Source organism: Pontibacter sp. YIM B11418 (assembly GCF_059278805.1).
In genome coordinates this window covers 1-14,094 of sequence record NZ_JCAEMH010000005.1, presented here as the reverse complement: position 1 = coordinate 14,094, position 14,094 = coordinate 1, and the positions used below count along the sequence as shown (strand labels likewise).

Annotated in this window: 14 protein-coding genes; 11 read left to right on the top strand and 3 right to left on the bottom strand. The window is 51.1% G+C overall.

Annotated features, from left to right (window positions below; all coding sequences use genetic code 11):
* From AC4QZR_RS12875 to hemA, 11 genes are all read left to right on the top strand, one after another.
* Positions 1-819, top strand: a complete 819-nt coding sequence (locus tag AC4QZR_RS12875) for a DUF2249 domain-containing protein (RefSeq protein WP_494481278.1) — start codon at positions 1-3, stop codon at positions 817-819.
* Positions 820-988: 169 nt separating this feature from the next.
* Positions 989-2,317: a hypothetical protein gene (locus tag AC4QZR_RS12870; protein ID WP_494481277.1), complete on the top strand. Its 1,329-nt coding sequence runs from the start codon at positions 989-991 to the stop codon at positions 2,315-2,317.
* The gene (locus AC4QZR_RS12865) at positions 2,277-2,597 is read left to right on the top strand and encodes a metal-sulfur cluster assembly factor (RefSeq protein ID WP_494481276.1); all 321 of its coding nucleotides are present in this window, start codon (positions 2,277-2,279) and stop codon (positions 2,595-2,597) included. Before AC4QZR_RS12870 ends, AC4QZR_RS12865 begins: the two co-directional genes overlap by 41 nt.
* A 30-nt stretch (positions 2,598-2,627) precedes the next feature.
* Positions 2,628-3,101, top strand: a complete 474-nt coding sequence (locus tag AC4QZR_RS12860) for an RrF2 family transcriptional regulator (protein ID WP_253406328.1) — start codon at positions 2,628-2,630, stop codon at positions 3,099-3,101.
* Between the two features lie 18 nt (positions 3,102-3,119).
* Positions 3,120-4,163 (top strand): quinolinate synthase NadA, encoded by a 1,044-nt coding sequence (nadA, locus tag AC4QZR_RS12855; protein WP_494481275.1) that lies wholly within the window; start codon positions 3,120-3,122, stop codon positions 4,161-4,163.
* A 6-nt stretch (positions 4,164-4,169) separates the two neighbouring features.
* Complete coding sequence (nadB, locus tag AC4QZR_RS12850; RefSeq protein ID WP_494481274.1) at positions 4,170-5,780, top strand: L-aspartate oxidase; 1,611 nt, start codon at positions 4,170-4,172, stop codon at positions 5,778-5,780.
* 41 nt (positions 5,781-5,821) lie between these two features.
* Positions 5,822-7,366: a sensor histidine kinase gene (locus AC4QZR_RS12845; RefSeq protein ID WP_494481273.1), complete on the top strand. Its 1,545-nt coding sequence runs from the start codon at positions 5,822-5,824 to the stop codon at positions 7,364-7,366.
* A 6-nt stretch (positions 7,367-7,372) separates the two neighbouring features.
* Positions 7,373-7,819 (top strand): response regulator, encoded by a 447-nt coding sequence (locus AC4QZR_RS12840; RefSeq protein WP_253406332.1) that lies wholly within the window; start codon positions 7,373-7,375, stop codon positions 7,817-7,819.
* Between the two features lie 134 nt (positions 7,820-7,953).
* Positions 7,954-9,186: a hybrid sensor histidine kinase/response regulator gene (locus AC4QZR_RS12835; RefSeq protein ID WP_494481272.1), complete on the top strand. Its 1,233-nt coding sequence runs from the start codon at positions 7,954-7,956 to the stop codon at positions 9,184-9,186.
* Entirely contained in the window at positions 9,183-10,244 is a 1,062-nt protein-coding gene (locus AC4QZR_RS12830) for a response regulator (protein WP_253406334.1), read from the top strand. The genes AC4QZR_RS12835 and AC4QZR_RS12830 overlap by 4 nt, the downstream gene beginning before the upstream one ends.
* A 95-nt stretch (positions 10,245-10,339) precedes the next feature.
* Positions 10,340-11,602: a glutamyl-tRNA reductase gene (hemA, locus tag AC4QZR_RS12825; RefSeq protein WP_494481271.1), complete on the top strand. Its 1,263-nt coding sequence runs from the start codon at positions 10,340-10,342 to the stop codon at positions 11,600-11,602.
* Positions 11,603-11,706: 104 nt separating this feature from the next.
* Here hemA and AC4QZR_RS12820 read toward each other — a convergent pair whose 3' ends face one another.
* The 3 genes from AC4QZR_RS12820 to AC4QZR_RS12810 form a co-directional block, all read right to left on the bottom strand.
* The gene (locus AC4QZR_RS12820) at positions 11,707-12,321 is read right to left on the bottom strand and encodes a carboxypeptidase-like regulatory domain-containing protein (protein WP_494481270.1); all 615 of its coding nucleotides are present in this window, start codon (positions 12,319-12,321) and stop codon (positions 11,707-11,709) included.
* A 24-nt stretch (positions 12,322-12,345) separates the two neighbouring features.
* Positions 12,346-13,191, bottom strand: a complete 846-nt coding sequence (locus tag AC4QZR_RS12815) for a carboxypeptidase-like regulatory domain-containing protein (RefSeq protein WP_494481269.1) — start codon at positions 13,189-13,191, stop codon at positions 12,346-12,348.
* Positions 13,192-13,371: 180 nt separating this feature from the next.
* Entirely contained in the window at positions 13,372-13,815 is a 444-nt protein-coding gene (locus AC4QZR_RS12810) for a GNAT family N-acetyltransferase (protein WP_494481268.1), read from the bottom strand.
* Between the last annotated feature and the right edge of the window lie 279 nt (positions 13,816-14,094).

The following is a 14,094-nucleotide window of genomic DNA, read 5'->3' as shown; positions in this document are numbered from 1 at the left end:
ATGGAACTGTCTGCTACCACCCGAATCTCAACTATACTGCGGGAGAACCCTGCGGCGATAGAGGCCATCGTGTCGATCAACAAGCACTTTGAAAAGCTGCGGAACCCCGTGCTGCGCAAGGTGCTGGCTTCGCGTGTGACCATCGCCGATGCCGCCCGCATTGGCAAGTGCCGGGTGGAGGATTTCTATGAAAAGCTGGAACCGCTGGGCTTCAGCGTAGCATCAAAACCAACCCACAGCAAGAGGGCTATACCTATGGAAAACGATGTTTTGGAAAGACCCGCTTTTATGGCGAATCTGAAGCAGGAAGATACCGTTGTGCTGGATGTGCGCGACACCATCGCCAAAGGAGACGACCCTTTTCTGCAGATCATGGATGCGGTGAACAAGCTGAACCCCGAACAGGTGCTTTGCATAGTCAACACCTTCGAGCCAATTCCGCTGATCGCTATCATCCGCCCCAAAGGCTTCGAGTACTATACCGAAACACTGGGGCCTAACCTGGTGAAGACATACTTTAAGAAACAAAGCGCTGGGGAAGAGGTAAAAGTAAATTCAACTGTTATCGAGGAAAACTTCGATGAACTGTTGGCCAGGTATAGCGGCAAGCTGCAACAAATAGACGTGCGCCAGATGGAAATGCCACAACCGATGGTATCTATACTTGGTGCGCTGGAAACGCTGCCTAAGGACGAGGCGCTGTATGTGCATCACCGTAAAGTTCCGCAGTTCCTGCTGCCACAATTGACAGAGCGGGGATTTAAGGTGAGTATAAAAGAGGTAGGGCCGAATGAGGTATATTTGTTGATATACAGGTAGGCACTATTCTGCACCAATGCTGTCAATTTAAGTGATTGTTGTCATTTTGATCACCGGGAGAAATCTGGATATTGTGAACAGTAATTAATGTTTTCAGATCTCTCATTGCATTCGAGATGACAATGAAAAAAGTGACACAACTAAAAATCAGCAATAAACAACCATACGCATGAGCGCTGCAACTGTATCTAATTCACCCTCCAAATGGCTTGTGCTGCCGCACTACGCTTTCGCGGCGGTGTCGTTTGTGGTGCTGTGCCTGCTGCTGGTCTTTTCAACCGATGCTTTTGGCGGGCATTATTTCCACCCGAAACTACTCACCCTCACACACGTGGCGGCGCTGGGCTGGGCAACCATGATCATCTTCGGATCGGTTTATCAGCTGCTGCCGGTAGTGCTGGATGTGCGGCTGTACAGTGAGAAGCTAGGATCCTGGGCCTTTGCCTTGCTATCGACTGGTACGATACTGCTCACCATTTCCTTCTGGAATTTCTGGGTGGGCACCATCATGCACATAGCGGCTTGTTTGCTGCTCATATCGTTCTCGCTCTTTGCTTATAACGTAGTGCAAACGGCCCGACAAGTGAAAAAATGGGGAATAGAAGCCGATTTTATGGTGACTTCAGTGGTTTGGCTGGTGGCGACTGGGCTGGTGGGCGTGCTGATGGTTTTCAACTTTCAATATCCTTTTCTGCCACAGGACCATGTGCATTATCTGCAACTGCACGCGCATATAGGTATGGCGGGCTGGTTCCTGCTCCTGATCATAGGCGTAGGCTCTAAATTGATCCCGATGTTCCTGCTGGCGCACCCCGAAGATACCCGCAGCCTGAACTGGAGCTATTATCTGATTAATGGCGGACTGGTGCTTTTTGCGTTGGATCACCTGTTTCTACACACCGGTTTCTATGCGCTCTATGCGCTTATGGTTGTAGCAGGTATAGCCTGCTTCCTTTACTTCCTGTACCAGGCCAAATGCCTTGGCAAACGGCCCGACCTAGACTTAGGTATGAAACAGACATTTGTAGCACTGACGCTGCTGATCCTGCCCATCGTGCTCGTGTTTATAGTGACGTTGCAATTCGGACTGCCGCAACGCCTGCTGTCGGCGCTATACCTGGTGTATGGACTCTCGATCTTCTTCGGCTTTGTGTCGGCGCTGATACTGGGGCAGACTTTTAAAACGCTTCCCTTCATCGTCTGGATGCACAGTTACGAAGATTATGTAGGCCGTTTCAAAACACCCATGCCGAAGGACATGTATAGTGTAACATTGCTGCGCTGGCAAAATATCGCCTACATTGTCGGGCTGGTGGGTTTACTGGCGGGTGTGTTGATGGCCGAGCAAACTGTTATTTTAGTGGGGGCGGTGGTCCTGAGTATTGCTGCGGTGCTGTATGCCGGCAACGTGTTTAAAGTGCTGCTGCACAAGGTGAAAGATTTAAAACCATTTGGATATGAAAACGCAGGAACAGGAGCTCGTCAACGAAGCGTATGAAGCGCTCAAGTACATCATCGACCCTGAGGTGGGTATCAACATTGTCGACCTGGGGCTGGTATATAAAGTGACCCTGAAAGAAGAGGAGGAGAAGCTGCATGTAGAGTTGACGCTTACCACGCCGGGCTGCCCCATGAGTGGCACCATCACGACAGCGGCCAGGCAAATGCTGGACAAGCGCTTCCCGAACCTGGATATTGAAGTAGAACTGGTATGGCTTCCGCCGTGGACGCCGGATATGATAAGTGAGGAAGGCATGCGACAATTAGGAAATACCTGATAGATTTGCGTTCCGATTTAAGATAAGGTTATGCTTTCGAAAACAACAGAATATGCCCTGCGATCCATCGTATACATTGCGATGGCTGATGAAGAAGGCAAGCGCGTGGGCATAAAAGAGATAGCCAACGAACTGGAACTGCCCACCCATTTTATAGGCAAGATCCTGCAGGACATGGTGCGCAAAGGCGTCATCGCCTCCATCAAAGGCCCGCATGGCGGTTTCTTTCTGCACCGGCCCGCCAGCGAAATAAGTTTATTGGAAGTCATAAACATTATAGACGGACTCGAAGCCTTTAGAAAATGTGGCATGGGCATGAAACAGTGCTCCGACACACACCCTTGTCCCCTGCACGATGAAATCAAGGTATACCGCAACCACCTGTTGCAGGTGTTCCGCGAGAAAACGATACAGAGCTTAGTGGACGATGTGAAAACCGGCAAATATTTCATTAAAAACCAACCCGAAGAAGTGCTGAACGGCCAAGCCCGCGGCATCGCTTAAACAACCCTGAAACATACAATGACAGCGACCCTGACACAGGGTGCCTTCTCTGAAAAATTCAGAGCCATGCATCCTTTTGCCCAAACCGAAGAGATTGCCGCCCTGCAGGAGGTGGTAGAAGAAATCAGAGAACTGAAGCGCGAGAAGAACGCGGTAATCTTGTCACACTTCTATATGTCGCCTGAGTTGCAGGTGCACCACAACGACGGAGGTATAGCCGACTTTGTGGGCGACTCGCTCGGGCTAAGCGTTGCCGCTAAGAGCGTGGAAGCCGACAGTATCATTTTCTGTGGTGTGAAGTTCATGGCAGAAACCGCCAAGATCCTGAACCCGGCCAAGCAGGTTTTGTTGCCGAGTTTTGAGGCAGGCTGTTCCCTGGCCGAAAGTATAACAGGTGCCGATGTGCGTAAGCTCAAAGCACAATACCCGGGCGTGCCGGTGGTGGCCTACATCAACACCTACGCCGAGACCAAAGCCGAAGCCGACATCTGCTGCACCTCCCGTAACGCAATGGACATCGCCCGCTCCTTTGATTCCGACCGCCTGATTTTCCTGCCAGACCTGTTCATGGGCCGCAACCTGCAGACCCGCATCAAAGCTGAGACCGGCAAGGAATTGATTCTGTGGGAAGGCAAGTGCGAGGTGCACGAACAGTTCACACCGCAGCGAATCAACGGGCTCAAACTGATGTACCCCGAGGCGCAGGTGCTCGTACACTGGGAAGTGCCGGATGACACCGTAGCCGACGCCCTGACCGGTACCGGTGGAGTAGTTGGCAGCACCTCTGACATTCTCCGTTTTGTAGGCGAGAGCAAGTCACGGCAGTTCATATTGGGTTCGGAGTGCGACCTGGGTGCGACCCTGCGTGGTATGTATCCGGAGAAGGAATTCATCGTGCCCTGCATTAAATGTCCGCACATGAAACAGATTACGATACAGCGTACGCTGCAGGCATTGCGGGCCATCGGCACCGAGGCGGAGCGCATGTATACTGTGGATCTGGACCTGGACATTCGTCAGAAGGCTTTGCTGCCGATTGAGCGCATGTTGAAATTTACCTAATTGAAAATGAAGGCGCCGGATTTTGATTTCGTGGTGTTGGGCAGTGGCGTTGCGGGGCTCACGTTTTCCCTGCAGGCCGCTACCCATGGCCGCGTACTGGTGCTCTGCAAAGCAGACTTTTCCGAAACCAACACTGCCTACGCGCAGGGAGGTATAGCCGCCGTCCTCGACCCAACCGACTCTTTCGAGCAGCATGTACAGGACACACTGGAGGCGGGCGCCGGACTCTGCGACGAAGTAGCTGTGCGTTATATGGTGCAAGAGGCGCCGGCTGCTATCCGCTGGCTGCAAGGTATAGCTGTAGGTTTCGACAAGGCAGCATCAGGCGATATGGCCCTAGGGCTGGAAGGTGGCCACAGCCATCACCGCATCGTGCATGTAAAAGACCATACGGGGCGCAGCGTGCAGCAAGCGCTGGGAGATGCTGTGCGGCGTCACCCCAACATCTCCGTGCAGGAACATCAGATGGGTATAGAACTACTCACGGATACCAGCAGTACAGGTACGTTTTGCTATGGCGTACAGGTGCTGGATCTGCACACACAGGAGGTACTGTCTATACCTGCACAAGCGGTGGTGCTGGCCACCGGCGGCTCCGGTCAGGTATACCAATATACCACCAACCCAGGTATAGCGACCGGCGACGGACTGGCCATGGCTGCCCGTGCTGGAGCCGACATTCAGCACATGGAGTTCTTCCAGTTTCACCCGACAGCTTTATACCAACCCAACGGCGAAGTTTTCCTGATCAGCGAGGCGCTGCGGGGGGCGGGAGCAGAGCTGGTTTTGCCGGACGGTAGCCGCTTCATGCACCTGTACCATCCGCTGGGTTCTTTGGCTCCCCGCGACATTGTAGCCCGTGCTGTACTCACCGAAATGCAGCGCCACCAAAGTCCCTGTCTATACCTGGACGTGCGCCATTTACCAGCCGGTAAGGTTCGCGAAAACTTTCCTTATATTTATCATAAGTGTACCACTATTGGCATTGATGTCGAAAAGGAGCTTATACCTATTGTTCCTGCGGCGCATTACCAGTGCGGTGGCGTGAAAACAGATCTGAGTGGGCTGACGTCCATTGACCGGCTTTATGCGATAGGAGAAGTGGCCTGCACGGGCGTACATGGGGCAAACCGGCTGGCCAGTAACTCGCTGCTGGAAGGAGTGGTATTTGCGCAGCGTGCGGCAGATCAAATCGCGCGTTCAACTTCTGACCAGCTGGAGATTATGCCTGACCTGGACTCAGGCATAGACAGTGTAGGTACGATGTGGCTAGGTATGCAGGCAGAGCTAACGCGTAGACGGGCAGATCTGCAGAAACTGCTCTGGGAGCAGGCCGGTATTGTACGCTCCGTAAAAGGGCTGTTGCACTGCCAGGCTCAGATCGAAGACTTGCAGCGGAAGGTGAAAGGTATAGCCGACCTGACAGGTATACAGCAGGAAGTTCAAGAACTGCAAAATCTGCTTACTGTTGCCGAACTGATAACCAAAGCTGCCCTGGCCAGGCGGGAAAGTATTGGCGGACATTTCATTACGGAAACACTTCCTGACAAGCAAAGTAGCCAGGATAACAAGGTTTTAGTGGATATTCCTGAAACAGGTATACGTGCTCTTTTTTGAGAATAGGGTCGTACTGCTTATATTTAGGAAAATAAACACACTTGGAAGAGTACGAAAATTCATCTAATCAGCTTTTAGACAATGCGTCTCGACTGAAAGCCATCATCGAAACAGCTATCGATGGCATCATCACCATCGACCGTAGAGGCATGGTGGAGACTGTAAACCCGGCGGCTGCGCATATTTTCGGCTACCAGCCGGAAGAGATCATCGGAAACAATGTGCGCATGCTCATGCCGGAGCCTGACCATAGCCTGCACGATAAGTACCTCGACAACTACCACCGCACGGGGGTAGGGCAGATCATCGGCAAAGGGCGCGAAGTGCTGGGCAAAAAGAAAAACGGCACCGTGTTTCCGTTCCTGCTCAGCATCAGTGAGGTGAACCTGCACGACAAGCAGATCTTTACGGGCATTATCCACGACATCACTGATCTTAAAAAAACGGAGGTCGCGCTGCGCGAAAGCGAAAGCCGGATCAACTCCATCATCCAGACCGCTGTGGATGGTATCATCACCATCGACATGCGCGGTGTCATCGAGATGATCAATCCCTCCGCCTGCAAGCTGTTCGGTTATGGCGAATCGGAGGTGATTGGGCGGAAGATCAACATGCTCATGCCAGAGCCTGATAAGAGCCTGCATGATAACTACATGCACCACTACCACGAGACCGGCGAGAAGCGCATTATAGGTATAGGTCGCGAGGTAACTGGCCTCAAAAAAGACGGTACCATTTTCCCGCTATTCCTGAGCATCAGCGAAGTGAAGCTGGCCGACCGCAAGGTATACACCGGATTCATACACGACATCACCCGCCAGAAAATAACCGAAGAGCGCCTGCGCCGTTATGCCGCCGAACTCGAGCGAAGCAACCGCGAGCTGCAGGATTTTGCCTACGTGTCATCGCACGACCTGCAGGAGCCCCTGCGCAAGATCCAAGCCTTCGGCGACCGCCTCAAGCTAAAAGAGTACGAGAACCTGAGCGAGCAGGGCAAGGACTACGTGGACCGCATGCTCAACGCGGCCGTTCGGATGCAGAACCTGATCAACGACCTGCTCACCTTTTCCAGAGTTACTGCCAAATCCAAGCCGTTCGTAGACACAGACCTGAACCAGATTGTTCGCGACGTGATATCGGACCTGGAAATTGCCATCGAAAACACCCATGCCAAAGTGGAGGTGGGGGAACTACCTGTCATACAGGCGGAGCCTACTCAGTTGCGCCAGTTGTTGCAGAACCTGATCAGCAATGCCATCAAGTTCCGCAGAGACGATGTTGCCCCCGTGGTAAAGGTATACGCCAAAGAAGTACAGCTTAAAGCCCACATGACCTCCACGCCGGGCGACGAGCTGGTGGAACTGCATGTGGAAGACAACGGGATCGGCTTCGAGGAGAAGTACCTGGACCGGATCTTCAACATCTTTCAGCGACTGGAGGGGCAGAAGTACGAAGGCTCCGGTATAGGACTGGCCATTTGCCGTAAAATCGCGATCCGGCATGGGGGCGATATTACAGCCAGAAGTAAACCGGGGGAGGGTACGCATTTTATTGTTACTTTAGCAAAAACTCACCTGCAGGAATAATTATCTATGAAATCAAACAGATCTATTGTGATACTGATAGCCGACGACGACGCTGAAGACCGCATGCTCATAAAAGAAGCGCTGGACGAAAACCGACTGAGCAATGCGATACAGTTTGTAGAAAACGGCGAAGAGCTGATGGACTACCTGCACAATCGCGGCAGGTTCACCGATAAGGAGAAATACCAGACACCCGGCCTTATTCTGCTTGACCTGAACATGCCGAAAAAAGACGGTCGCGAGGCGCTGAAGGAAATAAAAGCCGATGAACACCTGCGCGTACTGCCCGTGGTGGTACTTACGACCTCCAAGGCCGAAGAGGACATTCTGCGCACTTACGATCTGGGCGTAAGCTCTTTCATCACCAAGCCAGTCACTTTCAGCTCGCTCGTGGACGTGATGCGCACCCTGAGCAAGTACTGGTTTGAAATTGTAGAACTGCCCAAACCGTAGGTTTGAGTTCTGAGTCGCGAGTGCTGAGTTATACCTATTTTGTCATTTCGACCAACGGGAGAAATCTGAATAATTAAGTACTTAACTCAATACTCTGCACCCGCGACAAAACTCCAAACTCCCAAACTCAAAATATGCTTGACAGAATACGTGTTTTGCTGGTGGATGATGATGAGGATGATTTCATCATTGCGCGGGATATTATGGACGATATACCCGGGCGCAACTATGTGCTCGAGTGGGCGCCCTCCTTTAGCAAGGCAATAGACATTATCCGGGAGCAGCGGCACCATGTATACCTGGTCGATTTCAGGCTGGGGGCGCATGATGGGCTGGAATTGATTGAGCAGGCGGTAAACGAAGGTATAGCGGCTCCATTTATTCTGCTGACAGGGCAAAGCGACCGTGAAACCGACGAGAAAGCCATGCGGGTCGGAGCGCAGGATTACCTGGTGAAGGGTACTTTCAATCCTTACGATCTGGAGCGCTCGATCAGGTATAGCATTGAGCACGCCAAGAGTCTGGCCGAGATTCAGAAGCTGAACACCGAACTGGAGCAGCGTGTTGAGGAGCGTACACAGGAACTGGCCGCAGCTATACAAAACTTGGAAAAGGCGAACCGGACGCTAAAAAAGGCGCAGACTGAAATATACAAGGCCCTGCAAAAGGAGAAGGAACTGCACGAACTCAAGTCGCGCTTCGTGACCATTGCCTCGCACGAGTTTCGCACACCGCTCAGCACAGTCCTTTCCTCCGCATCGCTTATCACAAAATATAAAACTGCCGAAGACGATGAAAAGCGCCTGAAGCACGTGGGCCGGATCAAATCGGCGGTGCATAACCTGACCAATATCCTGAACGACTTCCTGTCGATCAGCAGGATGGAGGAGGGGAAAATCAACAATGTGCCAAGTACCTTTGATCTGCAGGGTTTCTCGGCAGAAGTGGTCGACGAAATGCAGGGCTTCCTGAAGGAGGGGCAGCGCATTGACTACCGGCACGAAGGCACGCAGCAGACGGTATACCTGGACAAGCAGCTCATGCGCAACGTCATGATCAACCTGCTCTCCAATGGCAGCAAATACTCAGGAGAGGACAGTACGATCTGGTTTATGACCTCTATACTAGGGGATGTCGTGATGCTGGAAGTTCGGGACGAGGGGATCGGTATACCTGACGAAGACAAAACACACTTGTTTACGCCTTTCTTCAGAGCGCAGAACGTCACCAATATACAGGGAACGGGTCTGGGGCTGAACATCGTTAAAAAATATGTAGAAATAATGGGTGGCGAGCTGCGCTATGAAAGCCAACTGGGCCACGGCACCACCTTCACCATCACTTTGCCATATACCGCACAGATATGAAAAAGATATTACTGATTGAAGATAATCAGGAGATACGGGAGAACACCGCCGAGATCCTGTCGCTGGCCAACTACCAGGTAATTGAGGCACCTAACGGCAGACTGGGCGTTGACCTGGCCAAAAAAGAACACCCGGACCTGATCATCTGCGATATCATGATGCCCCAGCTCGATGGCTATGGCGTGCTGCACATGCTCAGCAAATACCCTGAAACGGCGAGTATTCCCTTCGTATTTCTGACAGCCAAATCAGAGAAAGAAGACTTCCGCAAAGGCATGAACCTGGGCGCAGACGATTACCTGACAAAGCCCTTCGATGATGTGGAGTTGTTGGATGTGGTGGAGATGCGCCTGAAGAAAAATGAGATCATGAAGGCTGAGTTTCAGCGCAACGTGCAAGGCCTTGACAACTTTATACAGGAGGCAAAAGGGTATGAGGAGCTCAACAAACTGATCTCTGAAAACCGCCGTGTGACGGTGTTCCGCAAAAAACAGCATTTGTTCTCGGAAGGAAATTATCCTAGCAACCTGTATTTCCTGAACAAGGGTAAGATCAAGACCTACAAATCGAACGAAGAAGGCCGGGAGTACATTACCTGCCTCTACAAAGACGGTGACTTTATCGGCTACCTCGATCTGCTGGAAGAAAAGGCTTACCGCGAGTCGGCGATGGCGCTGGAGGACTCCGAGGTATACATCATTCCCCGCGAGGACTTCTATACCTTGCTCTACCAGAACCGCGACGTAGCAGGCAAGTTCATCAAGATCCTGTCCGATAACCTGGCCGACCGGGAAGAGCGTCTGCTGAAACTGGCCTACAACTCGGTTCGCAAGCGTGTAGCAGAGGCACTGCTGTTCGTGGAAAGGCAATACAAAGAAGACCCGAACTACAAGTCAGAAGTATCGATCACGCGCGAGGATCTGGCCAGTATTGTGGGAGCCTCCAAAGAGACGGTTATCCGCACCCTGGCTGATTTTAAAGACGAGCACCTGATCGATACCCGCGGCAGTAAAATCACGATTCTGAATGCGCAGAAACTGGAGCGGATGCGGAATTAGTGGAAACATTGACATTTCTCCTGCCTGAAAGTGACGAAAGTCATACTTTCCGAACCCAGGTTTTAAGAAATTTGCATTATATCTGAGAGAAAGACATGCAAAACCAGTTTAAAGCCCTTACATTATCTTACAAGCAAGCACCTATCGCCATTCGTGAAGCCGTATCGCTGAACGAGATCGGCTGTCGTAATCTGCTCGATAAGATACGCGAGTTTACCAGTGCGCAGGATGTGATGGTGCTTTCTACCTGTAACCGTACAGAGGTATACTATGCCGCTGCACAAGATCTTTCCCGCGAAATCATCAAACTGATTGCGATTGAGAAAGGCTTTATTGCGACAAAAGAGATTTCGACTTATTTCCAGCACATCACTGATCACCAGCAGGCAGTGCAGCACTTATTTTATGTGTCACTGGGGCTGGAGTCGCAGGTGGTGGGCGATATGCAGATATTGAATCAGGTGAAGAAAGCCTACCAGTGGGCAGCCGATGCCGATATGGCCGGTCCTTTTCTGCACAGGCTGATGCATACTGTCTTCTATACCAACAAGCAGGTATTCAACCAGACTGCCTTTTTTGACGGTGCTGCTTCGGTATCCTACGCTACAGTAGAGTTGGTAGAGGAACTGACCAGAGGTATGGTTGACCCGCGTGTACTCATGATCGGGGTAGGGGAGATCGGCGCCAATGTGTGCGACAACTTCGGCAAGTCCAAAATCAGCAACGTGACCATCGCCAACCGCACCCATCATAAGGCGCTTGAGCTGGCCCAGAAAACCAATGCCCGCGCTATTTACTGGGAGAATGTTTGGGAAGAAATGGCGAATGCGGATGTGGTGATCTCGTCTGTGCCAGGCGACTGCTTCTTTATCGGAAAGGCTGATGTAGCACAGTTAGGTGAAAATGCACCCCAGTTCTTTGTAGACCTTTCTATGCCGCGCAGCATCGACGCCGCAATCGAAGCCCTGCCAAACACCAGGGTATACAACGTAGACAATATTCGTAACCGAGCCACCGAAGCACTGGCTATACGTATAGCTGCCATTCCTCAGGTAAAGGATATTATAACAGAAGCGATGGCGGAGTTCAGTACCTGGACCCGTGAAATGGCTATGTCGCCGGCCCTGCAGCAGTTCAAAAGCCGCCTGGAGGAAATTCGTCAGCAGGAACTGGCCCGCTATACCAAGAAACTGGGCGAGGACCAGAAAGAACTTGTGGAAGCCATCACGAAAAACATCCTTAACAAGATCGTAAAACTGCCTGCCCTGGAGCTAAAAGCAGCCTGCCAGCGTGGTGAGTCGGAGGCCCTGCTGGAAGGATTGAGCGCACTGTTCAATCTCGAAAAACAAGAAGCCTAGGCTATACCTGACAAGCTTTCAAATTCATTTGTCATTATCTGACAACAGCGAAAACTCTCCTGCCATGGGAGAGTTTCTTGTTTTAAGACCTGCTAGCGGCAGCACTAATAATACCTGATCGGAATAGAGAAAACCTTCAGGATATCCGGTACTTTAAACCGCGCTTCCCGCTGATCCTGCTGAATTTTCTGTCCATACCTGAAATTGGCATCCGCATTCATGGCGGGCATTTCTGTAATCGATTTGTAAACGAAGGGCGGAGGTATAACGGGGAGTTGATCTTTAGGGTCTTCAGGGAGTTTGGTGCGCAGAACGGCTTGCCTCAGATCATACTCCGTTGCCCAGGGCATCACATCCACAGTGGGTAGCTTGTTTTCTTTTCTTTCGAGCACAATTTTTAGCGTCAGTTGGTTTTCGCTAGTCTTCGCAGGTATAGTCAGGTATAGCTTCTCGTAACCAAGTGCACCTAATACCACCGTATCGCCGGCCACCACCGGCATCGAAAAATAACCGCTTTTGCGTGTGTATGTGCCTCTTGTGGTGCCCGGTACATACATAGCCACGCCTTCCAGAGCCGTGACGCTATCGCTTGCATACACCATACCTGAGAACTGAATCACCTGTTTAGCTATAGGCCGACTGTGCTGCCCCAGTGTTGCTGTGCTAGACAGGAGTAACAACAGCAAAGTAGCAGCGGAGAGAACCAGGTTTCTTTTCATAGTGCGCAGGTATAGCCGGAACCGTTATTGCCTCACCGTGACATAAGCCGCCAACCGGCCACCTACACCTTTTTCCCAGTCGCCCAGGCTGGCTTTTCGGGAGTAGAAGCTGCCACCGAGCGCAGCGCCGTAAGTGAAAATGTATTTCTCGTGCTTGCTGTAATCGGGCAGGTACTCTATACCTAAAAAGAAATCCTCGTCTACCACCAGGCCATACTGCTCAAGCGGAACCGTGACCCAGCCCTGCGTAAGCGGCAGCCGCCTGATGATGCTCTTCTCGACCAATCGCTCACCCGGCATACCTGCTGTGTTCTTATACAGATTAATGCGGAAGGTAGCGGAATCGAGTTTGATGCTGCGCAGGTATACCGTGGCAGACAGAATTTCGGAAGTTTTGTTGTTGAGGTTGATAAACTTGCCTAGTTCCGAGATGTCCTCTGAGTGAACAGTTTCAGCAGAACCATAGAGAAATGGATTGCGCGAAGTAGTACCGATTTTTTTGATCTTAGGCGTTTTGCTGCTGATAACAACTTCGCGCAGTGCGGTGGTTTTTTCGGTGAGCTCGAAGCGGGTGCTGTGGTTAGAAAGGATAGAAGAAACTGGCAGCGAAAGCTCGTTGTACCCAATGGCCGAGAAAGTGAGCGTGTCCTGCCGGTTTTCTTCTTTCAGGTTGATTTTGAAGCTGCCGTCCGGCCTTGTTGCCGTGCCGATGTCCTTCTTTTTGATGCCGATGTTGACGTAAGGTATAGCCTCCTGCTGTGTGGCGCTCTGAACGGTACCGCTTATCTGAAAGCCTTGTCCAAAAGTGATGCTAGTTGTGAGCAGCAAGAAAAAAATGATAAGCAGTCGGGTCAGTTTGTTTTCTGGCATTGTGTGAATCTCCTGATGGTTTTAGCTAGTTGGTCCCTGTTCAGGTATAGCTGTTATCTGGAAGATTCAATTTTTGTAACATAGGTTGCAAGCGCCATGGCAAATTTCGCAACAATGGATTGGTGAGCGGTTTCTTGCTGCTGAGCAGCAATGCTTTAACAAATATCTGGTGTAGGTGCTTTAAAAGAACTCTTTTGGGTATTTTACTTCTCCGCTTATACCTGCCAGACCATTTTCGAGAAGTTCCACAGCCATAGCGTTTGCATCAGGACCCTCGAAAGGAAAGGTGATGCCGAAAGTGGATGCTCGCTTGTAGCCGAAACGGGGATAGTAGTTTTCGTGGCCTACCAGAATAACTGAGGTATAGCCTAAGCTTTTGGCGACTTCGTGCGCCTGTTCAATCAGCATGGCGCCTATACCTTGGTGCTGGTAGGCAGGCAGTACCGCCACTGGCGCCAACGAGAGTGACTCAAACAGCTGTTGTTTGTTTTTGATTTCAAGCTTCGTCAGCAAGATGTGGCCAACTACTTTCTCTCCCTCCACCGCCACCAGCGAAAGCTCAGGTATAAAAGAATCTGATTTGCGAAGGCGTTCCACCCGAAACTGCTCCATGTGGTCGCTCATTTTGAATCACGGAAAGCCTGCTCTATTAATACAAATACAGCGTGGTAGTCAGTGGGATTCTCCTGTCGAATGTGGATGAGCATGGTAGGTAGTTTTTACCTTGTCGTACTTGCAACGGACTTTGCTAAACTGTGGCGTAGCTAAAGTTTAGGTGTGGTTGCACTAAACCTTCGGTAGCTGGTTTTAAAAAGCAGCGGATAAGGGCTATCTTTTGGATTCACATTTAACTTCTAATTAAGATGAAAAAAAAGAGCCTACCCTTATCCAGACTGCCTGCTC

What these genes read in the sequence shown, in the direction of transcription:
- AC4QZR_RS12875 (WP_494481278.1), top strand. Translation starts at nt 1, where the DNA reads ATGGAACTGTCTGCTACCACCCGAATCTCAACTATACTGCGGGAGAAC.
- AC4QZR_RS12870 (WP_494481277.1), top strand. Translation starts at nt 989, where the DNA reads ATGAGCGCTGCAACTGTATCTAATTCACCCTCCAAATGGCTTGTGCTG.
- AC4QZR_RS12865 (WP_494481276.1), top strand. Translation starts at nt 2,277, where the DNA reads ATGAAAACGCAGGAACAGGAGCTCGTCAACGAAGCGTATGAAGCGCTC.
- AC4QZR_RS12860 (WP_253406328.1), top strand. Translation starts at nt 2,628, where the DNA reads ATGCTTTCGAAAACAACAGAATATGCCCTGCGATCCATCGTATACATT.
- nadA (WP_494481275.1), top strand. Translation starts at nt 3,120, where the DNA reads ATGACAGCGACCCTGACACAGGGTGCCTTCTCTGAAAAATTCAGAGCC.
- nadB (WP_494481274.1), top strand. Translation starts at nt 4,170, where the DNA reads ATGAAGGCGCCGGATTTTGATTTCGTGGTGTTGGGCAGTGGCGTTGCG.
- AC4QZR_RS12840 (WP_253406332.1), top strand. Translation starts at nt 7,373, where the DNA reads ATGAAATCAAACAGATCTATTGTGATACTGATAGCCGACGACGACGCT.
- AC4QZR_RS12835 (WP_494481272.1), top strand. Translation starts at nt 7,954, where the DNA reads ATGCTTGACAGAATACGTGTTTTGCTGGTGGATGATGATGAGGATGAT.
- AC4QZR_RS12830 (WP_253406334.1), top strand. Translation starts at nt 9,183, where the DNA reads ATGAAAAAGATATTACTGATTGAAGATAATCAGGAGATACGGGAGAAC.
- hemA (WP_494481271.1), top strand. Translation starts at nt 10,340, where the DNA reads ATGCAAAACCAGTTTAAAGCCCTTACATTATCTTACAAGCAAGCACCT.
- AC4QZR_RS12820 (WP_494481270.1), bottom strand. Translation starts at nt 12,321, where the DNA reads ATGAAAAGAAACCTGGTTCTCTCCGCTGCTACTTTGCTGTTGTTACTC.
- AC4QZR_RS12815 (WP_494481269.1), bottom strand. Translation starts at nt 13,191, where the DNA reads ATGCCAGAAAACAAACTGACCCGACTGCTTATCATTTTTTTCTTGCTG.
- AC4QZR_RS12810 (WP_494481268.1), bottom strand. Translation starts at nt 13,815, where the DNA reads ATGAGCGACCACATGGAGCAGTTTCGGGTGGAACGCCTTCGCAAATCA.